25 protein-coding genes are annotated in these 25,647 nt (G+C 61.6%); 8 read left to right on the top strand and 17 right to left on the bottom strand.

Features of this window, described 5'->3' with window-relative positions:
• Position 1 precedes the first annotated feature (1 nt).
• Positions 2-631 (top strand): DNA-3-methyladenine glycosylase I, encoded by a 630-nt coding sequence (locus HDC32_RS03300; protein WP_145337558.1) that lies wholly within the window; start codon positions 2-4, stop codon positions 629-631.
• 81 nt (positions 632-712) lie between these two features.
• Here the strand turns inward: HDC32_RS03300 and HDC32_RS03295 are convergent, their stop codons facing one another.
• The 9 genes from HDC32_RS03295 to HDC32_RS03255 form a co-directional block, all read right to left on the bottom strand.
• The gene (locus HDC32_RS03295; RefSeq protein WP_184742496.1) at positions 713-1,114 is read right to left on the bottom strand and encodes a cupin domain-containing protein; all 402 of its coding nucleotides are present in this window, start codon (positions 1,112-1,114) and stop codon (positions 713-715) included.
• Positions 1,115-1,198: 84 nt separating this feature from the next.
• Positions 1,199-2,632, bottom strand: coding sequence for a PLP-dependent aminotransferase family protein (locus HDC32_RS03290; RefSeq protein WP_131700591.1), 1,434 nt, complete (start codon positions 2,630-2,632; stop codon positions 1,199-1,201).
• A gap of 70 nt (positions 2,633-2,702) precedes the next feature.
• Complete coding sequence (locus tag HDC32_RS03285) at positions 2,703-3,470, bottom strand: SDR family oxidoreductase (protein WP_027608558.1); 768 nt, start codon at positions 3,468-3,470, stop codon at positions 2,703-2,705.
• Positions 3,471-3,480: 10 nt separating this feature from the next.
• Positions 3,481-4,548, bottom strand: coding sequence for a phosphotransferase family protein (locus HDC32_RS03280; RefSeq protein ID WP_184742494.1), 1,068 nt, complete (start codon positions 4,546-4,548; stop codon positions 3,481-3,483).
• A gap of 129 nt (positions 4,549-4,677) precedes the next feature.
• The gene (locus HDC32_RS03275) at positions 4,678-5,631 is read right to left on the bottom strand and encodes a 2-hydroxyacid dehydrogenase (protein WP_184742492.1); all 954 of its coding nucleotides are present in this window, start codon (positions 5,629-5,631) and stop codon (positions 4,678-4,680) included.
• 140 nt (positions 5,632-5,771) lie between these two features.
• Complete coding sequence (locus tag HDC32_RS03270) at positions 5,772-5,966, bottom strand: hypothetical protein (protein WP_131700594.1); 195 nt, start codon at positions 5,964-5,966, stop codon at positions 5,772-5,774.
• Positions 5,967-6,056: 90 nt separating this feature from the next.
• Positions 6,057-6,581: a cysteine hydrolase family protein gene (locus tag HDC32_RS03265; RefSeq protein ID WP_131700595.1), complete on the bottom strand. Its 525-nt coding sequence runs from the start codon at positions 6,579-6,581 to the stop codon at positions 6,057-6,059.
• 260 nt (positions 6,582-6,841) lie between these two features.
• Positions 6,842-7,261 carry a hypothetical protein gene (locus tag HDC32_RS03260; RefSeq protein WP_131700596.1) on the bottom strand — a complete coding sequence of 140 codons (420 nt, stop codon included), beginning with the start codon at positions 7,259-7,261 and terminating at the stop codon, positions 6,842-6,844.
• A 52-nt stretch (positions 7,262-7,313) separates the two neighbouring features.
• Positions 7,314-7,814, bottom strand: coding sequence for a DUF4822 domain-containing protein (locus HDC32_RS03255; RefSeq protein WP_131700597.1), 501 nt, complete (start codon positions 7,812-7,814; stop codon positions 7,314-7,316).
• Positions 7,815-8,260: 446 nt separating this feature from the next.
• Between HDC32_RS03255 and HDC32_RS03250 the strand changes: the two genes are divergently transcribed.
• Entirely contained in the window at positions 8,261-9,538 is a 1,278-nt protein-coding gene (locus HDC32_RS03250) for a serine/threonine transporter (protein WP_184742490.1), read from the top strand.
• A gap of 143 nt (positions 9,539-9,681) precedes the next feature.
• Entirely contained in the window at positions 9,682-11,331 is a 1,650-nt protein-coding gene (locus HDC32_RS03245) for a SulP family inorganic anion transporter (protein WP_184742488.1), read from the top strand.
• A 119-nt stretch (positions 11,332-11,450) separates the two neighbouring features.
• Here the strand turns inward: HDC32_RS03245 and acnB are convergent, their stop codons facing one another.
• Entirely contained in the window at positions 11,451-14,060 is a 2,610-nt protein-coding gene (acnB, locus tag HDC32_RS03240; protein WP_131696636.1) for a bifunctional aconitate hydratase 2/2-methylisocitrate dehydratase, read from the bottom strand.
• Positions 14,061-14,456: 396 nt separating this feature from the next.
• On the opposite strand from acnB, the gene HDC32_RS03235 reads away from it, so the two are divergent.
• Positions 14,457-14,927 (top strand): DUF1289 domain-containing protein, encoded by a 471-nt coding sequence (locus HDC32_RS03235; protein WP_131696066.1) that lies wholly within the window; start codon positions 14,457-14,459, stop codon positions 14,925-14,927.
• 72 nt (positions 14,928-14,999) lie between these two features.
• Here HDC32_RS03235 and HDC32_RS03230 read toward each other — a convergent pair whose 3' ends face one another.
• Positions 15,000-15,863, bottom strand: coding sequence for a universal stress protein (locus HDC32_RS03230; protein ID WP_131696067.1), 864 nt, complete (start codon positions 15,861-15,863; stop codon positions 15,000-15,002).
• A gap of 148 nt (positions 15,864-16,011) precedes the next feature.
• Between HDC32_RS03230 and HDC32_RS03225 the strand changes: the two genes are divergently transcribed.
• A complete protein-coding gene (locus HDC32_RS03225; RefSeq protein ID WP_131696068.1) occupies positions 16,012-16,614 on the top strand; it encodes a tRNA-(ms[2]io[6]A)-hydroxylase in 603 nt (200 codons plus the stop codon).
• On the opposite strand, the gene HDC32_RS03220 is transcribed toward HDC32_RS03225, so the two are convergent.
• A complete protein-coding gene (locus HDC32_RS03220) occupies positions 16,570-17,769 on the bottom strand; it encodes an MFS transporter (RefSeq protein ID WP_131696069.1) in 1,200 nt (399 codons plus the stop codon). The genes HDC32_RS03225 and HDC32_RS03220 overlap by 45 nt on opposite strands.
• A gap of 157 nt (positions 17,770-17,926) precedes the next feature.
• On the opposite strand from HDC32_RS03220, the gene HDC32_RS03215 reads away from it, so the two are divergent.
• The gene (locus HDC32_RS03215; RefSeq protein ID WP_131696070.1) at positions 17,927-18,634 is read left to right on the top strand and encodes a winged helix-turn-helix domain-containing protein; all 708 of its coding nucleotides are present in this window, start codon (positions 17,927-17,929) and stop codon (positions 18,632-18,634) included.
• Positions 18,635-19,912 (top strand): ATP-binding protein, encoded by a 1,278-nt coding sequence (locus tag HDC32_RS03210; RefSeq protein ID WP_184742486.1) that lies wholly within the window; start codon positions 18,635-18,637, stop codon positions 19,910-19,912.
• Between the two features lie 75 nt (positions 19,913-19,987).
• Here the strand turns inward: HDC32_RS03210 and HDC32_RS03205 are convergent, their stop codons facing one another.
• From HDC32_RS03205 to ampC, 5 genes are all read right to left on the bottom strand, one after another.
• Positions 19,988-20,779: a MipA/OmpV family protein gene (locus HDC32_RS03205; protein WP_145337569.1), complete on the bottom strand. Its 792-nt coding sequence runs from the start codon at positions 20,777-20,779 to the stop codon at positions 19,988-19,990.
• Between the two features lie 18 nt (positions 20,780-20,797).
• Positions 20,798-22,621: a serine hydrolase gene (locus tag HDC32_RS03200; protein WP_184742484.1), complete on the bottom strand. Its 1,824-nt coding sequence runs from the start codon at positions 22,619-22,621 to the stop codon at positions 20,798-20,800.
• A gap of 94 nt (positions 22,622-22,715) precedes the next feature.
• Complete coding sequence (locus tag HDC32_RS03195) at positions 22,716-23,204, bottom strand: GFA family protein (protein WP_184742482.1); 489 nt, start codon at positions 23,202-23,204, stop codon at positions 22,716-22,718.
• 33 nt (positions 23,205-23,237) lie between these two features.
• Positions 23,238-23,432 carry a hypothetical protein gene (locus HDC32_RS32400; RefSeq protein ID WP_409438476.1) on the bottom strand — a complete coding sequence of 65 codons (195 nt, stop codon included), beginning with the start codon at positions 23,430-23,432 and terminating at the stop codon, positions 23,238-23,240.
• Between the two features lie 17 nt (positions 23,433-23,449).
• On the bottom strand, positions 23,450-24,604 hold the full coding sequence (gene ampC / locus HDC32_RS03185; protein WP_184742480.1) for a class C beta-lactamase: 1,155 nt from the start codon (positions 24,602-24,604) through the stop codon (positions 23,450-23,452).
• Between the two features lie 127 nt (positions 24,605-24,731).
• On the opposite strand from ampC, the gene HDC32_RS03180 reads away from it, so the two are divergent.
• Positions 24,732-25,646: a LysR family transcriptional regulator gene (locus HDC32_RS03180; protein ID WP_184742478.1), complete on the top strand. Its 915-nt coding sequence runs from the start codon at positions 24,732-24,734 to the stop codon at positions 25,644-25,646.
• Position 25,647 lies beyond the last annotated feature (1 nt).

The following is a 25,647-nucleotide window of genomic DNA, read 5'->3' as shown; positions in this document are numbered from 1 at the left end:
GATGGATAACCCAGGACTGACCACCGACGAAACCGGGCAGACCCACTGCACCTGGCGCACGGCTGCGCCGGAATACCCCCGTTATCACGACCACGAGTGGGGCGTGCCGGTGGCGGATGATGTTCAGCTGTACGAGAAGATTTGCCTGGAAGGTTTTCAGGCCGGTATGGCCTGGATCACCATCCTGCGCAAGCGCGAGCAGTTTCGCGCCGCGTTCGAAGGGTTTGATTTTCGCCGGGTGGCGCATTACGGCGAGGCGGATATCGAGCGGCTGATGCAGGACCCGGGCATCGTGCGTAATCGGGCGAAGATCGTTTCCACGATCAACAACGCCCGCCGGGCGTGTGAGCTGGTGGAAGAGACCGGCTCGCTGGCGCAGTGGTTGTGGGCATTCGAACCCGGCCCCGAAGAGCGCCCGGCAGTGGTGGACCTGGCTTACTGGATTGGCAACCCCACCTCACCGGCCTCGGTGCGACTGTCCAAGGCCTTGAAGAAACGTGGCTGGACGTTCGTCGGGCCGACCACGATGTATGCGCTGATGCAGGCGATGGGGATGGTCAATGATCACCTTGAAGGGTGTGCGTGCCGCCCAGAGATTGAAGCGCTGCGCCGCCAGTTCAAACGCCCGTGAGTCGCTGACTCACCGCTATCGGGGGCAAGCCCCTCCCACATTTAGCACCCCACCCACACCTCTGATTGGTGGTTCGGTTGATCATTTTGGAAGCGGGGTCAGCACCTCGGCCTTGTCATCCAGCACCATCACCACCAGCAACCTGGCCGGCTGGGTCTGGCTGGCATTGCTGGATTCGAAATGCCGCGAGCCGGCCGGCTCGTAGAACGATTCGCCGACCTTGTAGGTTTTCGCTTTCTCATCATTGACCCGCGAAGTGATCGCGCCTTCGAGCACGTAGGCCACGGCCGTGCCCGTATGGCTATGGGGCACGCTGGCCTGGCCGGGGGCGTAGACGACGGTGAGCATGAGAGTTTTCTTGCCGGGCACAGTGGTCAGCGCGTGTTCTTGCAGGACTTTGATCGATTCCTGGTTGTACACGGGCTCATGGGCAAAGGCGCTGAGCGAGGCGAGCATCAGGGGGGTGGCGAGCAGGCGTTTCATGGCGAAGTTTCCGAGAAGTTCGAGACCTGCCCACCGTACGCCGGGATTTTCGAGCGACCAATGACCAATCCGCCGGAAAACCCCTTAGCCAATCTGCTGGAGAATATCGCGCACCTTGTCCAGCGCCGGGTCGATGTCGAGGGTCTCGATGGCCCCAAACCCGATGATCAGGCCCGGGCGCACCGGCGTGTCGTGGAAGAACACATCCAGCGGGTACAGGCCGACTTCCACCTGGCGCGCCAGTTCCATCAACAACGGGATATTCACCGGTACTTTGCTCAACGCCGCCATATGGAACCCGGCCACGGTGGGCACCGCTTCGAACCAAGGCGACAGGTCGCCCGCCAGGCGCTGCAAAATGCGCTCGCGGCGCCCGGCGTACACGGTGTGGCAGCGGCGAATATGCTTGAGCAAATAGCCTTCACTGATGAACTTGGCCAGCGCCCATTGCGGCAACGTGGAGCTGTGCTGGTCGGTCAATTGCTTGGCCTTGAGCACCGCGCCGTAAATCGCCGGTGGCAGCACCGCGTAGCCCAAGCGCAGCTCGGGCAGCAGGGTTTTAGAGAAGGTGCCGACGTAGGTGACCACGCCACGGCTGTCCATGCTTTGCAGGGAATCGGTGGGGCGGCCTTCGTAGCGGAACTCGCTGTCGTAGTCGTCCTCGATGATGATCGCACCGAGCTCGAAGGCACGCGCCAGCAGTGCCTCTCGACGTGACAGGCTCATGGGCATGCCGAGGGGAAACTGGTGGGAGGGCGTGACGTAGATCAGCCGTGCGCCATCGGGGATCTGCTCGACCTGGATGCCTTGCTCATCGACGGGAACACCGATGACCCGCGCGCCCATCGCCATGAACAACTGGCGCGCGGGGCTGTAGCCGGGATCTTCCATGGCGACGATGCTGCCCGGCTCCAGCACCACACGGGCGATCAGATCCAACGCCTGCTGCGCGCCGTTGGTGACCACGATGTCGCTGTCGCGGCATTTGACCCCACGGGAAAACGCGATATGCCCGGCAATGGCACTGCGCAGTGCCGGCAATCCTTCGGGCTGGCTGTAGAACCCACTGTTCTGGGCGATGCGCCGCAGCGCGTCCTGGGTGCAGCGCCGCCATTCGTCCTGGGGGAACTGGTTGCGGCTGGTGGCGCCGCCGATAAATTCGTAGCGCAACGTGCTGTCGCGGGTGGGATGGCGCATGGGCGAGGGCAGCGACTGCCACTTCGCCAGGTTGGCGGCGCAGGCTACGTCGGTGGCGGTCTGCACGCGATTCGGCTGTGGCGCCCACGCGTTGACGAAGGTGCCACGGCCAATCTTGCCCACCAGCAGGCCTTCGTAGGTCAACGTGGCGTAGGTGTCGGATACGGTCTTGCGCGATACACCTAATTGCTCGGCCAGCAGGCGGCTGGGTGGCAGTTGCGCGCCCGCCGAGAGACGCCCGGTGGCGATGGCTTCACGCAACTGCTGATAAAGCTGGGCCGCCAGGTCCTTGCGCCCGTTGATGACGATGTGGAGTTCCATGTTTCATCCTGAGACAGATCGATCTGCGCCAAGGTTACGCGTAAATCGATTTGTAGAAACCCAGGCGCACTCAGGACAGGAAGCCGCCATCCACATTCAGCGACACACCGGTGGTGTAGCTCGACGCGTCGCTGGCCAAATACAGCACCGCGCCGGCCATCTCGCTCGGGTCGGCCACGCGCTTGAGCGGGATCTGCGCCAGGGCCATTTTCAGGATCGCGTCGTTCTTCACCAGCGCCGAGGCGAACTTGGTGTCGGTCAGGCCCGGCAGCAGGGCGTTGCAACGAATGCCGAACTCGGCGCATTCCTTGGCGAACACCTTGGTCATGTTGATCACGGCGGCCTTGGTCACCGAGTAGATGCCCTGGAACACCCCCGGCGAAATACCGTTAATCGACGCCACGTTGATGATGCTGCCGCCGCCGTTCTCACGCATCAGCTTGCCGGCTTCCACCGACATGAAGAAGTAGCCACGAATGTTCACGTCCACGGTCTTCTGGAAGGCGCCGAGGTCGGTGTCCAGTACGTTGCAGAACTGCGGGTTGGTCGCGGCATTGTTGACCAGGATGTCCAGGCGGCCGAACTGCTCGCGAATCCCGGCGAACACTTGGGTGATCTGCTCCATCTCGCCGATATGACAGGCAATTGCCGTGGCCTTGCCGCCGTCGGCGATGATGGCATCCGCCACATGCTGGCAGCCTTCGAGCTTGCGGCTGGAGACGATCACATGGGCGCCTTGCTGGGCCAGCAACTTGGCGATGGCTTCACCGATGCCACGGCTGGCGCCGGACACAAAGGCAATCTTGCCGTCGAGGTCGAACAGGTGGGTCTTGGACATTAGCGATTCCTTAGAGGGCTGATTTACCGATGACATTCAGGCTCATCTGCTCCAGCAGCTTGTTCATCTGAATGAACTGCGCAAAGCGTTTGTCCTGGGTCTGGCCGTGGAAGAAGCGGTAGTAGATCTGCTGCACGATGCCGGCCAGGCGGAACAGGCCGTAGGTGTAGTAGAAGTCGAAATTGTCGATCTGGATGCCCGAGCGCTCGGCGTAGTAATCCACGAACTGGCGGCGGGTGAGCATGCCGGGGGCGTTGCTCGGTTGGCGGCGCATCAGTTGTACCGGTGCCGGGTCGCCGGCTTCGATCCAGTAGGCGAGGGTGTTGCCCAGGTCCATCAGCGGGTCGCCGAGGGTGGTCAGTTCCCAATCCAGCACTCCGATGATCTGCATCGGGTTGTGCGGGTCGAGGATCACGTTATCGAAGCGGTAGTCGTTGTGCACGATGCTCGAGGTGGGATGGTCGGCGGGCATTTTGTCGTTGAGCCAGGCGCGTACGGCCTCCCATTTGGGCGCGTCGGGGGTCAGGGCTTTCTCGTAGCGATCGCTCCAGCCGCCGATCTGGCGTGCCACATAACCTTCCGGCTTGCCCAGGTCGGCCAGGCCGCAGGCGCGGTAGTCGACCTGGTGCAGTTCGACGAACTTGTCGATAAAGCTTTTGCACAGCGCCTCGGTCTGGGTGGCATCCAGGTCCAGTTCGGCGGGCAGGTCGGAACGCAGGATGATGCCGTTGACCCGTTCCATCACATAGAACTCGGCGCCGATCACCGACTCGTCGGTGCAGTGCACATAGGCCTTGGGGCAATACGGGAAGCCATCCTTGAGCTGATTGAGAATGCGGTATTCGCGGCCCATGTCGTGGGCGGACTTGGCCTTGTGGCCAAAGGGTGGGCGACGCAGCACGAACTCCTGGCCCGGGTATTCCAGCAGGTAGGTGAGGTTGGACGCACCACCGGGGAACTGGCTGATCGTGGGCGTGCCGCTCAGGCCCGGGATATGGGCCTTGAGGTAGGGATCGATCAGGTTGGCATCAAGTTCTTCGCCTGGGCGAATCTGGGTCGATTGGTCGTTAAGCGCCATGCTTATCCCTTCTGCTTATTCTAAAGGCGTCGGACTATTTCCTAATCTAATGCGCACCACCGCCCAGCGACAAGGTCGGGGCGGCTTAATAGGTTAGCGTGTTGAAGGGTGATCAGCGTGCCTGATTGGTCATTTTACGGGCGGGGGCAGGACGACCGGGGTGAGCACCGGACGGCCGGCGAAGTACTCCAGCAGGTTGTCGGCCACACGCTGCACGGTATCGTGGGCGGCTTCCGGTGACAGCCCGGCTACATGGGACGTGAGCACGGTATTGCTCAAGCGCTTGAGGGCATCCGGCACCTTGGGTTCATCGTCGAACACGTCGAGCGCGGCGCCACCGATACGGCGTTGCTCAAGGGCGGCGACCAGGTCGTCGGTGACCACCACGCTGCCACGGCCGATATTCACCAGGTAACCGTTCGGGCCGAGGGCGTCCAGGGCGTGGCGGTCGATCAAGTGGCGCGTGCCGGCGCCGCCGGGCGTGGCCAGGATCAGGAAGTCCGAGGCGCGCGCCAGTTCCACGGCAGTGGAGCAGTAGGTGTAGTCCACGTCATCGCGCGGCTGGCGGTTGTGATAGCTCACTTGCATGCCAAAGCCGAGGGCTGCGCGCTTGGCGATCTCCAGGCCCACCGCGCCCAGCCCGAGGATGCCCAGTTGCTTGCCGCCAAGGGAAGGGCGCATCACCTTGGGCCATTCGTTGCGGCGCACCGCTGCGTCCGTCTGGGGAATGCCGCGCACCAGCGACAGCAGCAGCGCCATGGCGTGGTCGGCCACCGACGGCGCATTCACACCGGCGCCATTGGTGACGACAATCCCGCGATTGCTGGCGGCCTGCAGGTCGACATGCTCATAGCCGGCACCGATCACGCAGATAATCTCCAGCAGCGGCAGGGCGGCGATTTCCTCGGCGTACAGCCCCAGCGGGCCACGGGTGAGCACGGCCTTGATTTGCCCTCCATGGGTCTTGATGGCTTGGGCGCGTTCGGAGGGGGTTGGCGCCAGAATCACATGAAAGTCGTTGCTCTCGATGATCGGCAGGTAGTCGTTGATGGTTTCAACCAGGACCAGAACGGTTGCGGGCATGAGACGGCTCTTCCTAAGGGGCAGGATGGAAGAGAGAGTATGCGACATTTCCCGTGACGGTGGCGTGAGAGGCTTTAAGGCGCGGTGAGGGGGCGATGAACCCATCGCATGGATCCACCACCCTGATGAGTCACGGCGCTTTAGCCAATTCGCGGTGTGGGGATCATGGTGTTGCGAGGTTTGGGCGCGGCGGAATACTCAATGCCGTTGAACGGGAACGTATCTGTCTGCGGTGGCTTGGGCTTTTCTTTTGGATCGATTTGAGCGGCAATGTAGGACGATACGCTGTCGACCAACTGACCGGCGTTGGACAGGTTCAGGGAGGAAGTGGTCATGGTGAAATCTCCAAAGTTAGATGCGTTATCTGGGTGGGGCGGTTTGGGATTAACGTTCCTGATTTAAATGAATTGTCGTCAATCGCCTTGTCAGAAGTTGACGTCAGCTGCTTTCACACGCCGCGCAAACGCCCCCGCCAGCGTCGCGTTGTGATGCTCGATAATTGCCTTGGCGTTCAATGCCGGGGTGTCCATGCAGGTATGGCCGTCTTCAGGCAATACCACCGAGAAGCCCAGCTCTGCTGCCACCCGGCAGGTAGTGTCGATGCAGAACTGGGTTTTCATCCCGACAATGACCAACTGATGGACCTCTGCGGCGCGCAGTTGCTGCGCCAGGTTGGTGCCCAGGAAGCAACTGGGGCGGGTTTTATTGAAGAGGTGGTCGCGGGCCTCGTCTACGTGCAGCCCGTGCCACAGTTGCCAATAAGGGCTGCCTGCTGCTATCGGCGAGCCTTCCGGGCCGGTATGGCGGGCGACGAAGATCGGCCTATTCGCTTCACGGGCTCGCCCGATCAGTTGGTTGATGGTGGCAAGGACACGCTCGCGTTCGAAAGGTTTGTCCGGGGCGTCGTACAAGCCGGTTTGCATATCGATGATTAATAGGGCGTCAGTCATGGTGTTGCTCCTTGTGAATGCCAGGCGACGGAGCAATAAAAAGGCCCCGTCCATTGCTGGCGGGGCCTTGGGGTGAATCCGTGAAGTGTTTAGTTCAAGCACCCACGGCAACCGCACGACCCGCCTGGAGCGGTCGTGGTGGTGGTGCGGGTGAGGAATGGCTGAGTCAGGTTCATGGCCCCGATCATGCTGCGTCACGCGCGCGGCTGTCAACGGATAGTAGGGTGTTTCGTACGGCCCCTAGGGACTGATCCGACAGCTCATTGGCGTGCCTTTTCCTGCTCTGCTTGTGCGATGGGCATGAAATTGTAGGTGGGGAAGAATTCCGTGGTGTAGACACCCCATGCGGTGTTTTCAATCGCCAGGTTGACTTCTGCCAGCCGCGACGCCGGCAGGCGCAGCACGACGACTTGCCCGATGCCCATGGTGATGTTCCAACTGACCACTTCCACCCCGGCAGGCGGGAATACTTTGTGAAACGCCTGCTTGGCCAGTTGTTCTTTCAACTCGCCCAGCGGGCGTGATTGATCGTGTTTAAGAAACACGGTCAACATGACGGCGTTGTCCGGCGTGGCAGCCGCGTTTTTTACCGGAGGGGTTGTTGACGTTTGTGCAGTCGCTACACCGGTTAACAGGGTTGCGGCCAGCAGTGCAGGTATTAAGAGTTTGCGCTTGTTCATTGTCAGGTGCCTCGCTTGTTATTCGATATTATCGCTAAACATTAATGTTTAATTAGTTCGACATGACTGTCTTCATGGGGCCGGTGTAGGGCGCGTGCACCACATAAATTCGAACGGGAGGGTTAGTGCTGACCATGTCGCGCGGCACTTCGCGAGAATAGGTGAATTCGCTGCTGTCGAGTTTTTCGAGCCTTCTGACAATGGTTCTGGTCGGGCCAACGTCAGGGACCAGGATATGGGTCTGCTTGTCGCCGGTGACGAGGAAATAACCGCCGCCGCCATCGGCGTATTTCGAGCGGCCTGTATCGGTGTAGAAGAACTCATAGCGATTGCGCTGCGGGTCCCACATCGATATACCGACCACGCCGGGGTAGTTGGCCTTGACGTCGGTGTCCGGCTCGCCTTCGATATAAACCTTGGTGGTCAGCCATTGGGGCGAGGAGGCCAGTGCGTGAATGTCAGGTTCAGGTGCCGCTTGATTGGCGTAACTTTCGGACGAGAAAAGTAGGCCCGTGATTAACAAACCAGTAAAAACAACAGTGAGTCTTCGCATGTTCGAATCCTTGTTATTTAAATAGCATGTTGTTGTTTTTTTTCGATTGAGGCGGCGCGATGTTAGTTCGGGGTTCTGGTGTGCTCAATGGCGATGTATGGTTGTGTAACAATTATAATGGTTTGGGGGTTTGAATTTTAATTGGCTATGAAAGTTATCTGGTTTTGCTGTAGGAGGTTTCTCTAAAAAGTACGAGGAATATTAAAGTCAGCCGCTCAAGTCGATCTCTTGGAAGCTTCTTGGCAGTCATTCAAGAAGCCGGCGGCATCACCCTGGCACCCTTGGCTATGGCTGCTCCTGAGCGCCTGCACCGGTCAACCGTTCCTCAGCTAAGTCTTTGCTTATTCACGAGAATCCCGGACAATCCGGCCCCTTCTATGGTCGGGGCGCTGCCTGTCAGGTTTTTCTGACTCGTCCCGGCCGTGTAAATGCGGAGATCCGACCGGATGAATGATCAGGCCAATAGCGTCGACGAACGCTATGCAACGACACCTGCAACCCTCACAAGCTGGAGCCGCCAGGACACCACCTGGATGCTTGGCCTGTTCGGCACCGCCATTGGCGCCGGCACTTTGTTCCTGCCGATCAACGCCGGCCTGGGCGGCTTCTGGCCCTTGGTGATCCTGGCGGTGCTGGCGTTCCCGATGACGTTCTTTGCCCACCGTGGCCTGACCCGTTTCGTACTCTCCGGTCGTGCCGGTTCCGACATCACCGATGTGGTCGAAGAACATTTCGGCATCAAGGCCGGTGCGTTGATCACGCTGCTGTACTTCTTCGCGATCTTCCCGATCCTGCTGATCTACAGCGTGGCCCTGACCAACACGGTCAGCAGCTTTATGGAACACCAGTTGCACATCATGCCGCCGCCACGGGCACTGCTGGCGTTTGTGCTGATCTTCGGTTTGCTGGCGGTGGTGCGGTGCGGTGAACAGGTGATCGTCAAGGCCATGAGCATGATGGTGTACCCGTTTATCGTCGCCTTGCTGTTCCTCGCGGTGTACCTGATCCCGCATTGGAACGGTGGGATCCTCAGCACTGCGAGTGTGGTCCCGGCGCCTGCGGCCCTGCTCAATACCCTATGGCTGGCGATTCCGGTGATGGTGTTCTCGTTCAACCACTCGCCGATCATCTCGGCGTTCGCAGTCGACCAGAAGCGCCAGTATGGCGAACACGCCGATGAACGCAGTTCGCAGATCCTGTCCCGCGCGCACCTGTTGATGGTGGTGATGGTGCTGTTCTTCGTGTTCAGCTGCGTGCTGACCCTGTCGCCGGCGCAGTTGGGTGAGGCGAAAGCGCAGAACCTGTCGATCCTGTCGTACCTGGCCAACCACTTCAACAACCCGACCATCGCGTTTGCCGCGCCGTTGATCGCGTTCGTGGCGATTGCCAAGTCGTTCCTGGGCCACTACATCGGTGCCAGCGAAGGCCTCAAGGGCCTGGTGCTCAAAAGCGGTCGCCGCCCGGCCGCCAAGACCCTCGACCGCATGACCGCCGCCTTCATGCTGGTGGTGTGCTGGATCGTGGCCACGCTGAACCCAAGCATCCTCGGCATGATCCAGACCCTGGGCGGGCCGATCATTGCATCGATCCTGTTCCTGATGCCGATGTACGCGATCCGCAAGGTGCCGGCCATGGCTAAGTACCGTGGGCAGGCGTCCAACGTGTTTGTCACGGGGGTGGGCCTGGTGGCGATTACTGCATTGATTTACTCGCTGCTGTCCTGAACCAAGGCTCACGCAAGCAAGCCGATTCGCGCACTGCGCGAGTCGGCTTTTTTTTGCCTGCGCAAAAGCTGACGCGGCTCAACCGCAGCTGGGCAATGAGGGCTAAGCTTACGCACGCTTTTTGCCAGGATGGGTTGGGCCGATTGAAGACTGAAACCGATGCGCCCGTTGTCGTACCGTCGAACCGCATCCAAGACGTGTTGGCCGGCTTATCCATCGCCGGTTTGCTGCTGCCGGAGGCCGTTGCCTATTCCAGTATTGCCGCGCTGCCGCCCCAGGCCGGGGTGATCGCGCTGTTTGCCGGGTTGGTGTGCTACGGCCTGTTCGGCACCAGCCGCTTTGCGATTGTCTCGGCCACCTCGTCGTCGGCAGCGGTGTTGGCGGCCGCCACGGCCAGCCTGGCGGGGGATGATCCGGCACTGAGGCTGTCCCTGGCCTTCGGGCTGGTGTTGCTGACCGGGGTGTTTTTCCTGTTGGCCGGCCTGTTCAAGCTTGGCGGCGTCACCTCGTTTATCGCCAAGCCGGTGTTACGTGGCTTCGCCTTCGGCCTGGCGCTGACCATCATCCTCAAACAATTGGCCAGTGTGGTGGGCGTGCACCTGACCGATAACAACCTGATCCGTTTTCTGCCGCAGTTGCTGGAGCAGCTACCGCGCTGGAATTGGCCGGCGGCATCGGTGGCGGCGCTGGCGTTGCTGGTGTTGTGGCTGTGCGCACGCTTCCCGCCCCTGCCCGGTGGCCTGGTGGTCGTGGTGCTCGGCATTGCTGCCGGGCAGTACCTGGACCTGCAGGCCTATGGCGTGGCGCAGATCGGCATGATCGACTTGCGCCTGGAGCTGGGGCATTTGCCGGTACTGCCGTTTGCCGACTGGCTGCGCCTCGGGGAATTGGCGTTTGCGCTGGTGATGATCCTGTACGCAGAGTCCTACGGCTCTATCAGTTCGTTCGCGCTCAAGCATGGCGACCGCGTGTCATCCAACCGTGACCTGCTGGCGCTGGGCGCGGCCAATCTGGTCTCCGGTCTGTTCCACGGCATGCCGGCCGGTGCCGGATATTCGGCGACCTCGGCCAACGAGGCGGCCGGCGCCTATTCGCGCCTGGCGGGGATTGTCGCGGCGCTGGTGATATTGCTGATCGTGCTGACGGTGCTGCCCTACGTTGCGCTCACGCCGGAGCCGGTGCTGGCGGCGGTCGTCATCTATGCCCTGGGTCGAGGCTTGAGCTTGCGGCCGTTGGGGCGTTATTTCCTGTGGCGCCGCGATCGCGTGCTGGTGATCTGTGCGGTGACGGCGGTGCTGGTGCTGGGTGTGCTGGATGGTTTGCTGCTCGCGGTCGCGATCAGTGTGATGTTGATGCTGCGCCAGATGTCGTCAGCCGACATTCAAGTGCTGGGCCGTCTTGGTGGCAGCCATGACTTTGTCGACCGCCAGCACCATGTCGATGCCCTGGCCGTGCCGGGGGTATTGATCGTACGGCCCAGCGAAGCGCTGTTTTTTGCCAATGCCGAGCGCATCCTGGGCGCGGCCTTGCGCCTGATGCGTCAGTCGCCGGTCGAGGCGGTGGTGTTGAGCCTGGAAGAATCGCCGGACCTCGACGGCACCAGCATCGAAGCGCTGGCGGCGTTTTTTGCCCAGGTGCACGGGGAGGGCAAGCGCCTGGTGCTGGCCCGCGTGCGGCATGAGGCCCGTGAGGTGTTGCAGGGGTTGCCTGAAGCATTGGCGCCCCATGTGCTGCTCAGTGGCTTGAGCGTCGATGGCGCGGTGCAGCTGGTGCTTGAGGTGAGCAAAGCGTGACGCGTGGGGCTTGCCCCGATAGCGGTGGGTCAGTGACGGAACTGAGTGTGTTTGTATTCCAGGCATAAAAAAACGCCGCGTACCTTGCGATACGCGGCGTCTTTCACATCAACACACCGTTAAGCTTGAATGACCGGGATGTTGGCGCTTGCTGCGATTTTGCGGAACTCGGCGATCTGGTCGAAGTTCAGGTAGCGGTAGACGTCACTGGCCATGGTGTCCAGTTTCGCTGCGTAGCCCATGTACTCTTCGACGGTCGGCAGGCGACCCAGGGTGGAGGCGACTGCCGCCAGCTCAGCCGAAGCCAGGTAGACGTTCGCGCCATCACCCAGACGGTTCGGGAAGTTACGGGTCGACGTCGATACCACGGTCGAGTTCGGCTCTACACGTGCCTGGTTACCCATGCACAGCGAGCAGCCCGGCATTTCCATGCGCGCGCCAGCCTTGCCGTAGATGCCGTAGTAGCCTTCTTCGGTCAGCTGGTGAGCGTCCATCTTGGTCGGCGGCGACAGCCACAGACGCGTTGGCAGCTGACCCTTGACCTGCTCCAGCAGCTTACCGGCAGCGCGGAAGTGACCGATGTTGGTCATGCACGAACCGATGAACACTTCGTCGATCTTCTCGCCGGCAACGCTGGACAACAGACGGGCGTCGTCCGGGTCGTTCGGTGCGCAGAGGATCGGCTCGTTGATTTCGGCCAGGTCGATCTCGATGATTTCGGCGTATTCCGCGTCGGCATCGGCTTCCATCAGTTCCGGGTTGGCTACCCAGGCTTCCATCGCTTGGGCGCGACGTTCCAGGGTGCGTGCATCGCCGTAGCCTTCGCCGATCATCCAGCGCAGCAGGGTGATGTTGGAGTTCAGGTACTCGGTGACGGAATCTTTCGACAGCTTGATGGTGCAACCGGCAGCCGAACGTTCAGCCGAGGCGTCGGAGAGCTCGAAAGCCTGCTCCAGCGTCAGGTCGTTCAGGCCTTCGATTTCCAGGATGCGGCCGGAGAAGGCGTTTTTCTTGCCTTTCTTCTCTACGGTCAGCAGGCCAGCCTGGATCGCGTAGTAAGGAATGGCATGAACCAGGTCACGCAGGGTGATGCCAGGTTTCATTTTGCCTTTGAAGCGCACCAGGATCGATTCCGGCATGTCCAGCGGCATGACGCCGGTGGCTGCGGCGAACGCGACCAGACCGGAACCGGCCGGGAACGAGATGCCCATCGGGAAACGGGTGTGGGAGTCACCACCGGTGCCGACGGTATCCGGCAGCAGCATACGGTTCAGCCAGCTGTGGATGATGCCGTCGCCTGGACGCAGCGATACACCGCCACGGGTCATGATGAAGTCAGGCAGGGTGTGGTGGGTGGTCACGTCGATCGGCTTTGGATACGCCGCGGTGTGGCAGAAGGACTGCATCACCAGGTCGGTCGAGAAGCCCAGGCACGCCAGGTCTTTCAGTTCGTCACGGGTCATAGGACCGGTGGTGTCCTGGGAACCCACGGTGGTCATCTTCGGTTCGCAGTACGTACCTGGACGAACGCCTTTTCCTTCCGGCAGGCCGCACGCCTTGCCGACCATTTTCTGGGCCAGGGTGAAACCCTTGCCGGTGTCGACCGGTGCTTCAGGCAGCTTGAACAAGTCGGTAGGGCCCAGGCCCAGCTCGGCGCGAGCCTTGTCGGTCAGGCCACGGCCGATGATCAGCGGGATACGGCCACCGGCGCGAACTTCGTCCAACAGGACCGGGGTCTTCATTTCGAAGGTGGTCAGGACTTCGTCGGTGCCGTGTTTGCAGACTTTGCCAGCATGAGGGTACAGGTCGATCACGTCGCCCATGTTCATGTTGGTCACGTCGAATTCGATTGGCAGTGCGCCGGCATCTTCCATGGTGTTGTAGAAGATTGGAGCGATCTTGCTGCCGAAGCAGAAGCCGCCGGCGCGCTTGTTCGGCACGTAAGGAACGTCGTCGCCGAAGAACCACAGTACCGAGTTGGTAGCGGATTTACGCGAAGAACCGGTACCGACCACGTCACCGACGTAGGCGATCGGGAAGCCTTGGCCGCGCATTTCTTCGATCTGCTTCATCGGGCCGGTCTTGCCTTGCTCGTCCGGCACGATGCCTTCACGTGCCATTTTCAGCATGGCCAGGGCGTGCAGCGGGATGTCAGGGCGGGACCAGGCGTCCGGGGCAGGGGACAGGTCGTCGGTGTTGGTTTCGCCGGTGACCTTGAACACGCGCAGGCTGATCTTGTCGGCCAGGGTCGGGCGGTTGCGGAACCACTCGCCGTCAGCCCAGGACTGGATCACGCCTTTGGCGTGCTCGTTGCCGTTGCGGGCTTTTTCGGCGACGTCGTGGAACGCGTCGAACATCAGCAGGGTGTGCTTGAGTTGGGCGGCCGCGACAGGCGCCAGCTCGGCGTCGTCCAGCAGCTCGACCAAAGTCACGATGTTGTAGCCGCCCTGCATGGTGCCGAGCAGTTCAACAGCGCGTTTCTTGTCGATCAGGGGGGAAGTGGCTTCGCCCTTGGCCAGGGCAGACAGGAAACCGGCCTTGACGTAGGCAGCTTCGTCAACGCCTGGTGGAATGCGGTTGGTGATCAGGTCAACGAGGAATTCTTCTTCGCCAGCCGGAGGATTCTTCAGCAGCTCGACCAGGCCTGCGGTTTGTTCGGCGTTAAGCGGCTGGGGAACGATACCCAGTGCTGCACGCTCTTCGATATGTTTGCGGTAGGCTTCAAGCACAGTTATTACCCTCATCAGTGGTCCCACGGGACGCTCATCCAGAAATGAACGGCACGCATGCGCTCGGGGGCTTTTTGGGCCGCAAAGCCAGCGCTGCCGGCATTCCTTACAGAAGCTGCTTTCAAAGTTTTACGCCTGCAGAACGGAACTGATGAGGGTTGGCGCTGGCTATTACCTACCGGGTGATAACCATCGCCAACACCGTTCTGAAGGAACGACTGTGCTCGTGACGCTTTGAAAACAGCTTCCAGCGGATTATTGGCGCCTTACAAGGCCGGATGATTCTACGGCAAAAAATTTCTAAAGGTAAGTTGCATCACCAAGTTTGCTGGGTGAACAACCTTAGACAAAGGGCTAACATGGCGCACTGTTTCGCTGATTTGCGTGTTGTTGCCCATGTCCAACCAAACCATCAAGACCCCCTGCGTCGGCCTCTGCTCCACGGTTTACGGCGATCTTGTGTGCCGTGGCTGCAAGCGCTTCCACCACGAAGTGATCCAGTGGAATGGCTATAACGAAGAAGAAAAACGCGCGGTCTGGCTGCGGCTTGAGCAACTGTTGGTGCAGGTGATGGCCGGCAAGCTCGAGATTTTCGACCCCAAGACCCTGCGCGGCCAACTGGAGCAGCGCAAGATCCGTTTCGTGCCGCACCAGTCCGAGTACTGCTGGGCGTACCAGCTGATTGCCCGCGGGGCGCGGGTGATCAATAACCTGGAAGCGTACGGTATGGTGCTGTTGCCGGAGTTTCGCGACTGGGCCTTGCCGGAACTGCGCGATGCCATCGACCGTGAGTTCTTTATCCTGTCCGAGGCGCATTACCAGCGCTATATCGCCCCGGCGTTCCTGAAAGATGCGCTCGCTGACTGACAACACACATCCAAATGTGGGGGGGGGCAAGCCCCCTCCCACATTGGATCTCGGGTGTCTGGGGGATCGGCGTCAGGCCTTGGTCGCCAGTTCTTCCAGGTGATCCATCAATGTCTGCGGCTTGAGCACCAGCACATCACTTTCCACCGCATCCAGTATCACCTCCGCCGTATTGCCGATCAGCGCCCCGGAAATCCCGGTGCGCGCCACGGTGCCGATAATGGTCACGGCCGCCTGCCATTTATGCGCCGCGAAGGGAATCAGCACATCCGCCGGGCCTTCCTCGATATGCAGGTGTGCGTCATCCACATCGAATTCCGCCTGGAACGCCTTGCACTGCTCGCGATAGCGCGCCTCGATGGTTTCCTTGAGTTGAAACGTCGGGTCCGCCGCCGACAACATCGGCGATGGGTGGGCGCTGATCACGTGCAACTGCGCCTTCGCCAGGCTGGCGATATCAAAGCCGTGATCGATGATCGAATTATGCAGCGAGCGGTGCTCGGCATCGGTATTGCCCACATCAATCGCCGCCAGAATCACTCTCTCCGCCCAAGGCGTGGACGTCTTGACCAGCAACACCGGCGTCGGGCAGAAGCGCAGCAGCTTCCAGTCCGCCGGTGTCAGCAGCGCTTTTTTCAGCGGGCTGTCGGGAAAGTGCTGCTTGATCACCAGCCCGCAGCCTTCAGCCTGCTGCACCTCGATAATGGTGTCATGCAGGCTTTCGTTCCACGCCTGCTCCGTGCTGACGCTGTAACCGTCCTCCTGCAAACCGGACTTGAGCAGGCTCAACAGCGCCGAGTGCTCGTGTTTCCGGTCGCAGACCAGCAAGTGCAGGTGCGCGCCGGTAACCCCGGCGATCAGCTTGGCGCGCTTGAGGGCCAGGCTTTCCGAATGCTCGGGCTCGATGACCACCAGGATGCTGCGAATGGCTTGCATGGTCGGATCTCCAAAAGGGTGGGCGTGGAACAACTATAGTTGCTGCCCGCCAGACGTCATGTTGATGCACATCAAGGCCGGTGGCTGGTGGTCTGCGGCGCGGTCGGTATAATCGGCGGCCTTTTGTGATCCTTTGCCCGTGAGCCCGATGAACCTGCCCGAAATCCACGAATTCCTCGGTTGCCCCACCCCCGATGCCTGGGTGCAGGCCGCATTGGCCGACCAGGACACCCTGCTGATCGACCACAAGAACTGCGAATTCAAAGCAGCCAGCACCGCCCTGAGCCTGATCGCCAAGTACCATGGCCACGTTGACCTGATCAATATGATGTCGCGCCTGGCCCGGGAAGAACTGGTGCACCACGAGCAGGTCATGCGCCTGATGAAAAAGCGCAAAGTCGAACTGCGCCAGTTGCATGCCGGGCGTTACGCCTCGGGTTTGCGCAAGGTGGTACGCAGCCACGAGCCGGTCAAGCTGGTGGACACCCTGGTCGTCGGCGCGTTTATCGAAGCACGCAGTTGCGAGCGTTTCGAAGCACTGGTGCCGCATTTGGACGAAGAACTCGGCAAGTTTTATTTCGGCCTGCTGAAAAGCGAGGCGCGGCACTTCCAGGGTTACCTGAAGCTGGCCTACCAGTATGGCGACGCCAAGGATATCGCCCAGGTGATCGAGCGGGTGAGGGCGGCGGAGCAGGACCTGATCGAATCACCCGACATCGAGTTCCGCTTTCACAGTGGCGTGCCAGCCTGAGGCCACGGCCACGCCGATCAATGCGGTGATCCCGGTCAGTAGCAGGATCACCGTTTGCGTGCCCAAGGGCGCAGCCAGCAGTGCAATCACCAGGCCGGCCAGCGGCTGGGGCAGGTTGTTGAGCAAGGTGATCACGCCCACCGTCTTGCCGAAGTCCTGCACGGGAATGACCCGCTGACGGGTGCTGCGCAGGTAGACGTTGAACATCTTGTCGAAGCCGGTGACCAGCAGGAAGCCCAGGGTGTACGCCCACAGGTTGGGGCTGACCGCCATGATCAGCGCGCCGGCGCCTATCATCGAATAAGACAGCCCGCCCAGCACTTTCAAGGGCAAGGTGGCGCGCGCCAGGTAAAACAGAATCGCGATGGTCACCCCCGCGCCGGCCGCCTGGAGCAGGGCATAGGTGTCCTTGTCGGCGGCGTACAGGCCGGTGACCATGGCGGCGGAGGTGGCCAGCGTCACGCCGATGATCAGGTTCACGCCGACCGCCAGGGTAATGATCCGCTTCAGCTCCACCAGGTTACGGATATGCCCGAAGGCGATGCGCAGCGGTTGCAGCCAGATATCCCGGTGCTGCTGATGGGTTTCCAGGTTTGCCGTGGTTTTACGCTGCCAGGCCAGCATCGCCAGGTCCGCCAGCACAAACAACCCGGCAACCCCCAGCACCACCCAATGCCAGGCCCACACCTCCAGCATCAGCGCGGCCACCAGCGGCCCGAGCACCAGGCCGCTCTGGTCGGCGATCTGCGAGTAGGAGAGGGTCTTGGCATAGCTGTATTGCTGGAAGACATGGGGCATCAACACTTCGCGGGCCATGATGCCCTGGGTCGTCAGCACCCCGCACAACGCCGACAGCAGCACCAGCCAGTAGATACCGTCGAACATCCCATACAAGGCCACCGCCGCCACACAGGCCAACGCCCGGTAAACCTGGCTGATATGCAGGATGCGCACAGGTGAATACTTGTCGCACAACGCCCCGCACACCGGGAACGCCAGATAGCGCGGCAGTGACTCAACGAAAAACGCCAGCCCCGCCCAGGACACGCTGTGGGTGGTCTGGAACACAATCAGCGGCACGATAAATAACAGAATCTGGTCCGCCAGCCGCGACAGGAACAGTGAAACGAAGAACGCCAGGTAATCCTTGCGCATACAACTCCCTGTGAATGGCGTTAAAGATTGCAGGCTATTTGTTAAAAACTCTTAAAAGCATGAAGCTTCGTCGGCGCCAGCTGGCCAGTTACGTTAGTTGCCCAGCTTGCCACCTATAATGCCCGCTCTTCAATCCGCGTCTGCACACTGAGAACTTATGGAAAACCTGGGTTTGGGCAAGGTCCTGCTCGTTGAGGACGACGAGAAGCTGGCAGGGCTGATCGCGCATTTTCTGTCACAGCATGGTTTTGAGGTGCGCGTGGTGCACCGCGGCGATGAAGCGTTCGCGGCGTTCCTGGCGTTCAAACCGAAGATCGTCGTGCTCGACCTGATGCTGCCGGGTCAGAGCGGCCTGCACGTGTGCCGCGAGATTCGCAACGTGTCCGACACGCCGATTGTGATTCTCACCGCCAAGGAAGACGACCTCGACCACATCCTCGGCCTGGAGTCGGGTGCCGACGACTATGTGATCAAACCGATCAAGCCGCCGGTACTCCTGGCCCGCCTGCGCGCCCTGCAACGTCGCCAGGCGCCGGAGCCGACGGTGCGCGGCGCCCTCGCGTTCGGCCGCTTGGCGATTGACCGCAGTTGCCGGGTGGTCAGCCTGGGGGACGAGCAGATCGACCTCACCACCATGGAGTTCGAACTGCTGTGGTTGCTGGCCAGCAGCGCGGGCAAGATTCTTTCCCGCGACGACATCCTCAACCGCATGCGCGGCATCGCCTTCGATGGCCTTAACCGCAGCGTCGATGTGTACATCAGCAAGCTGCGCGGCAAGCTCAATGACAACCCCCGTGAGCCGGTGTGCATCAAGACCATCTGGGGCAAGGGTTATCTATTCAATCCGTTTGCGTGGGAGGTCTAGATGCTGCGCCTGTTTCTGCGCCTGTATGTGATTCTGGCGATCGGCCTTGCAGGAGCGATCTGGCTGGTCAACTACACCTTCGACGAGCTGCTCCCCGAAGCCAACGAGACCTATAACCGCGAAGCCCTGCGTGGCCCGGCGTATGGGCTGGTGGAGCAATTGCGTCCGCTGCGTGGGGATGAGCGCCAGGCCCGGCTGGCCGAGTTGCAGCCTCATTATGGGTTGCTGCTGAAGCTGGTGCAGAAGGAAACCCAGGCCCTCACCGAGCGCGAACGAAAGCTCCTGGACCAGGGCCTGCTGGTAGTGCGCGGCGACTTCATGGAGTTTCTCACGGCCATCGACGATGGCTCGCAACTGCTGGAAATCAAGCTGCCGGAAGAGCCCAAGTGGTTATACCTGTGGGCCTATGGTTTTCTCGGGCTGTGCCTGGCCATCGTCCTGTATTTCTGGGTGCGCCCGCATTGGCGGGACCTGGAACATATCCGCCTGGCCGCGCAACGTTTTGGCGACAACGACCTCGGCTCGCGCATCCTGCTGCCGCGCAGCTCCACCGTGCGTGCGCTGGCCGGGCACTTCAACCAGATGGCCGAGCGCATCGAAAGCCTGATCGCCAACCAGCGCGAACTCACCAATGCAGTGTCCCACGAGCTGCGTACACCGATTGCACGGTTATCGTTCGAGCTCGACCAGCTCAAGCAACAGGCCGACCCGCACCAGCGGGGCGCATTGATCGCCGATATGTACGCCGACCTCGGCGAGCTGGAGGAGATGGTGTCCGAACTGCTCACCTACGCCAGTCTGGAGCGCGGCGCCACCCAGGTCACCCGCGAGCGCATCGAGGCTCACAGCTGGCTCGACAGCGTGATCGGCAGCGTCGCGCTGGAGGCGGAGGCGGCCGGTATTCAGCTGACGCTGCGTAGCTGCGAGGTCGACGTTATCCAGATCGAACCGCGCTTCATGGCCCGCGCCGTGATCAACCTGCTGCGCAATGCCATCCGTTATGCCGAGCGCCGGGTCGAGGTGTCGCTGGTCAAGTTCGGCGAGGGCTACGAAGTGCGTGTGTGTGACGACGGCCCTGGCGTGCCCGAGGAAGGTCGGGCCAGGATCTTCCAGCCCTTCATACGCCTGGATGCCAGCCGCGATCGCCGCACCGGCGGCTTCGGCCTCGGCCTGGCGCTGGTGCAGCGGGTGTCGCAGTGGCATGGCGGGCAAGTGCAGGTGTTGGATTCGGAGTGGGGCGGGGCGTCGTTTCGCATGACGTGGGCTTATGCCGAATAGGTATCCGGAGAACAGTGGGAGGCAAATGTGGGAGGGAGCCAGCCCCTTCCCACATTTTCTGACGGGCTTACCCGGTCAAAAGGTGTATTCCAACACCCCCATCACCGAGGTCTGCAAGCGCCGCTCCACAATCGGGCTCTTGCCCGCGTCATCCGCCAGGTATTGCACATCCAGCAGGGTCGAGAACTGGGTGTGCTCGCTGATCGGCAGGCTCCACACCAGGTTCATGCCATTGCTGATATTGCCCGCACCGGCCTTGTAGGCCTTGAAGCGACTTTGCGCGGCCTGGCCGGTGGTCACGCCGTACCAGGTCTGCAGGTAATTGCGGTCACCAAAGTGACTGTTGAGGCTGGCATCGACCGATCCGTAGCGGCCGTCGTAGAGCGTGGTGCCCAGGCTCAGCTCCAGGTGGGTGAACGCCTTGCCGCTGTCCTTGTGGTCATCTTCCTTGAGTGCGTGCTCCAGGGTTGCGCCGACAATCACACCCCCCAGGTTATAGCCGGCACTCACTCCCACTTGCGGGCGGGCCTTGATCTCGCCCATGCCCTTGAGCCGCTTCGAGCCGGCGTGCAGGCTTTGATTCTTGTCCTTGCGTGAATGGCTGGCACCGATATAGGTGCTGAAGCTCAAGGCGTTGCCTTCATAGCCCCAGCCCAGGCCTTTATCGGTGTCGAGGAAGATCCCCCAGGGGCTGACGACTTTGCCGCCCAGCACCGGCGCGGTCATGCGTTCATCGCTGCCGCTGTAGCGGGGCACGTTGGCCATGCCGGCCTTGAGGCTGTATTGCCAGTCTTCGGCAATTGCGCGGTCGGCAGCGGCCAGCAGGCAGAGTGAGGAAAGCGACAGGTACAGGGGGGTTGAGCGCATAAAGGGTTCCATATGGGGTTAGAAGGCCAAGGGTTTATGAGGGGAGCGGGTGCGTTTGAAGGCGTAGCCCGAGGCGCTGAGACCGTTGATCTGGCGGCTCACCGTATCGCCCAGGCCGTAGCCGTTACCGGCGAGGACCGCATGGGCGTTGTCGATCGGCAGCAGGATGTAGTCGGTCAGCGGTTCGTCGTGCAGTTGGCCGCGGATCACCAGGAAGCCGTCTTCCAGGCGCACGCTGATGCCGCTCAGGGGGGCGTCCGGCTCATGGGTGTTGAGCACTTGATAGGTGCCGATGGTGTCGGCCCAGGCCGAGGGCAAGGGCAGCGGCTCGATGCGCTCACCGATAGCCACGCGCTGGCCGTGGCTGCGGGCGGTGAGCATCTGGCGGCCTTGCACGCTGATCACGTCCAGTTGCACGCGGCCCAGTTCGCCGAGGTCCTTGAGCCAGAAGCCGAGCACTTTCTTCTGCGCGCGCAACCAGCCGTCGTCGTCGCGCACCAATTCGAAGGTGTAGCCGGCCAACTGGCCCGACAGCCGCTGATCGTCATCCTTGATCCGGAACACGCCCCAGGCGGTGGCGTAGAACCCGGCCAGGCGCTTGCGGTCGATGGCGGCCGGCACGTGGCGCAGTTTCAGGCCGTGGCTGGGCGCCTGGCAGTCGTCGGCGCAGACCGCGTGGCCGGTTTGCGCCTGGAGCAGCAGGCGCAGGGTGTCGGTGGCCAGGCCGGCCACCAGGTCTTCGGCGTTGCTGTCATTGGCCATGATGATCACGGCCAGTTGCTGGTCGGGCAGCAGGCTCAACTGCGCGGCAAAATCGTCGCCGCCACCGCTGTGCTGGTAGGTGCGTATACCGGGGCCGACGGGTTCGTCACCGCATGGGGCGAGGAACCAGCCCAAGCCCATCTGGCAATCGAAGTCCAGCGCATTGCCGGTGTTCTGCTGGGTGAACATCGCGTCAATCGAAGTGCTGCCCAGCACGCGGTTGCCTTTGTAGACGCCTTGGGCGAAGAGCATGTGCACGTAATGCCCGAGGTCTTTCGGGCTTGCCCACAGGCCGCTGGCGGCGATGTCGCGCACCGGGCCATCGGTACTGGCAACGCCGTCCGTGTAGCCCAGGGCGCGGAACGCCTGCTGGCTGGCGGTGCCGACAAAACTCGACTGGTTCATTTCCAGCGGCTTGAGCAGGCTGTTTTGCAACTGGGCTTCAAAGCTTTTGCCGCTGCTGCGCTCGATGGCCGCGCCCACCAGGGCATAACCGAGGTTGGAATACGCCACCTGCGAGCCTGGCGGGCTGCTCAGCCAAACCCCTGACACGCGCATCGGCATCTGCCCCATGGCGTAGGTGCTGCGCAGGTCACGCAGGTGTTCACTGGGCAGGCCGGACTGGTGGCTGAGTAAACGCCGCAGGGTGACAGCGCGGTCGGCAGCGGCCTGGTCGTCATGAAAGCGCGAGCGCACGTAAAACTCGCGCAGGGTCTGCTGGATCGGCGCATCCAGCGCCAGCCGTTGTTGTTCCACACATTGCAGCGCGGCCGTGGCGGTGAGCAGCTTGGAAATGCCACCGGCACGGAACGCCGTGTTGGGCGTGACCGGTACGCCCCGGGCCTTGTCGGCCAGGCCGAAGCCCTGGGCCCAGATCAGCTCCTGGCCATTGACCAGGGCAATCGACAGGCCGGCGATATGCTCTTGGGCGATCGCCCGGGGAATGCGGGCTTGCAGGTAGCGGATGATCGCGCCGTAGTCACCCTTCTGAATGGGCGGCGGTGCCGGCGGTTGCCCATGGCAACCGAGGCTGCCCAGCAGGCAACCCAGCAGCGGAATACCGCGCAATCTGCGAAACATGAGGAGCACCCGAATGGCTGTTTGGATGCTCGAATGCTAGGGAAGGGCCGTCCAACAATCTTTGCGAACTTTGTCGGGAAACTGTCAAAGACTGTTAACGGCTGAGCCCATGGCGTTCATGCCACTGTGCGATGGATTCTTCGGGGTATTCATCAAACTGCAGATCGCCCTTGCGCACGCTGACTTCGACCCACGGCGCCTTCGAGCCCAGCATCAGGTGCGTATGCGCCGGCGGCACCGGCAACGGCGTGTCGATGGCCGAGGCAAACGGGTGGATCAGCTCCGGCCACTCCGGGCTGAACAGCCATAGCGCACTGCCGCACTGCGAACAGAAATGCCGCTCGGCGCTACTCGCATGCGCACGGCTGGCGCCCTTCGGCTTGAGCCGGGCGTGGTAGATCGAAATCTGTTTGCGTCCGCGCACCTGCAAACTCTTGGAGTCGCCGGCCAGGTTGATCGCATAACCGCCGCCGCCCTGGGTCTTGCGGCAGATCGAGCAATAGCAACGCTGGTAAGGGTAGGGATGGGCACTGGTGAGGCTGAACGTCACGGCGCCGCAGTGGCAGGATCCTTCGAGCTGCATGGGGAGTCTCCTCTGGCAAAGTGACTGTTGAGCTTAGGCGTTTTCCGGCATCAAGGTCGCGATCAGTGCGCGGATCGTCCCCGGCAGCGCTTGCGGCTCACGCACAAGCTTATCGGTGCTTAAGTGCAGTCCCTGCAACCCCGCTGCTTCCACGGGGCCGGTGATGATGCCCATCTCACTGGTGCCATCCAGGGTCAACAGGTGCGAGGGACAGGGCCCCTCCCACATTGGTTTTGCGTCCGGCTCTATTGGTCCATCGCACTCAAGATTGCATGGGCGACTTTTACCCGTTCGGCATTCGGGTAGTTCTTGTTCGCCAATATCACCACGCCCAAACCTTTGCTCGGCACATACGCCACGTAGGCGCCAAACCCATTGGTGGAACCGGTTTTATTCACCAGGGTGTCGGCGTGGGGCGCTTGCGGTGGCGTCAGCCAGTCGACAGTGTGCGGCTCCATTGCCATGGGTGTGGAGTTGCCGGCAATCAACGCATCGAGCTGGATGGGGTAGGGGTACATTTCCCAACCCAGGCCCTGGATCATGCCGTCCACGCTGTAGTAACCCGTGTGAGTCACGGTAATCGCCTGCTGCAAGGTTTTATCCAGATTCGCCGGGTGCATGTTCACCTCAACGTACTTCAGCAAGTCCGCAGCGCTGGTCTTGATGCCGTAGGCCTCGCTGTCCATGGCGCCGGGGCCGACGCGCACAGGTTTGCCATCTTTGCCATAGCCCTGGGCGTACAGGCTCATCTGGCTCTGCGGTACCTTGATGAAGGTCTGCTTGAGCCCGAGTGCGGGCAACAGGGTTTTCTCCATCACCTGATCGAACGGCTGCTTCAGGCTCTGCGCCGCCAGATAGCCGAACAACCCCAGGCTCGGGTTGGAATACAGGCGCCGGGTGCCAGGAGCGAAGTCGGGTTTCCAGTGCTGGAAGTAGCTGATCATGCGCTGGCTGTTATCCGCCTGAGCGGGGAACTGCAGGGGCAAGCCGCCTGCGGTGTAGGTGCCGAGGTTAAGCACGCTGATGTGGTCGAACTTGCCGCCGCCCAGTGCCGGCAGGTAGTGGCTGGCCGGGTTGGAAAGCTTGAGTGCGCCGGTGGCCGCGGCATAACCGGCCAGAGTGGCGGTGAAGGTTTTGCTCACCGAGCCGACTTCGAACAGGGTGTTTTCGCTGACCGGCTGGCGGGTGTCGGTGGCCGCGACGCCGTAGTTAAAGTATTGCGCGTTGCCGTCCCGCACCACGCCGACCACCAGGCCGTTAATCGACTGCTGCTGCATCAGCGGTTTTACATTGGCATCCACCACCGCCTGCAGGTCGGTGGCGGCCAGGCAGTTGCCGGCGGCGATAAAGACCGCGAGGGCGGTGAAATTACGCACGCCAGACAATAAATGTTGGGGCATGATAACGCTTCCATGAGAATGATTGATTGAATGAAGAGCCTGCGCGGGCGAGGCAAATGTAGGCAGTTCGCCAGCCCTGGGCAAACGATGATATCTCGCAGCAGCCATTAGAAATATTAGGGTCGATATGCTCCGCTCCCATTTACCGTTGAACGCCTTGCGCGCGTTCGAAGCGGCCGCCCGGCATTTGAGCTTTACCCGCGCTGCCATCGAGTTGTGCGTGACCCAGGCTGCGGTCAGCCATCAGGTCAAAAGCCTGGAGGCGCAGCTCACTGTCACCTTGTTCAAGCGCCTGCCGCGCGGGCTGATGCTCACCCGCGAAGGTGAAACCCTGCTGCCGGTGGTGCGCGAATCGTTCGACCGCATTGCCCATACCTTAGGTCAGTTCGAGGGCGGGCATTACCGCGAGGTGCTCACGGTGGGAGCGGTTGGCACCTTCGCCGTCGGCTGGCTGCTGCCACGACTGCCGGACTTCCAGAGCCGCTACCCGTTCATCGACCTGCGCCTGTCCACCCACAACAACCGTGTTGACGTGGCGGCCGAAGGTCTGGATTACGCGATTCGCTTCGGTGCTGGTGCCTGGCACGGCACCGATGCCTGCCACTTACTTGAGGCGCCGCTGAGCGTATTGTGCGTGCCCGCGCTTGCCGAGCAGCTGCACACGCCGGCCGACCTGTTGAAACACACGCTGCTGCGCTCCTACCGCGCCGATGAGTGGAACCTGTGGTTCCAGGCTGCCGGATTGCCCGCCGACACCCTGGTACCGCGCAGCATCGTGTTCGACTCGTCGCTGGCGATGATGGAAGCGGCGTTGCAAGGCATAGGCGTCGCGCTGGCGCCGGCGCTGATGTTTTCGCGGCAACTGGAGAGTGATGTGATTCGCCAGCCCTTCGACGTCGGCATCAGCACCGGCAGCTACTGGCTGACGCGCTTGCAGTCGCGGGCCGAGACCTCGGCGATGCTGGCATTCAAGGACTGGTTGCTGGAGGAGCGTGGGAACGATCACTGTGGGAGGGGGCAAGCCCTAATGCCCGTCAGTTAAG

It is taken from the genome of Pseudomonas sp. JAI120 (genome assembly GCF_014207255.1).
Lineage (GTDB): Bacteria > Pseudomonadota > Gammaproteobacteria > Pseudomonadales > Pseudomonadaceae > Aquipseudomonas.
The sequence above is the reverse complement of the archived record's forward strand: the minus strand, read 5'-3'. Positions and strand labels throughout refer to the sequence as shown.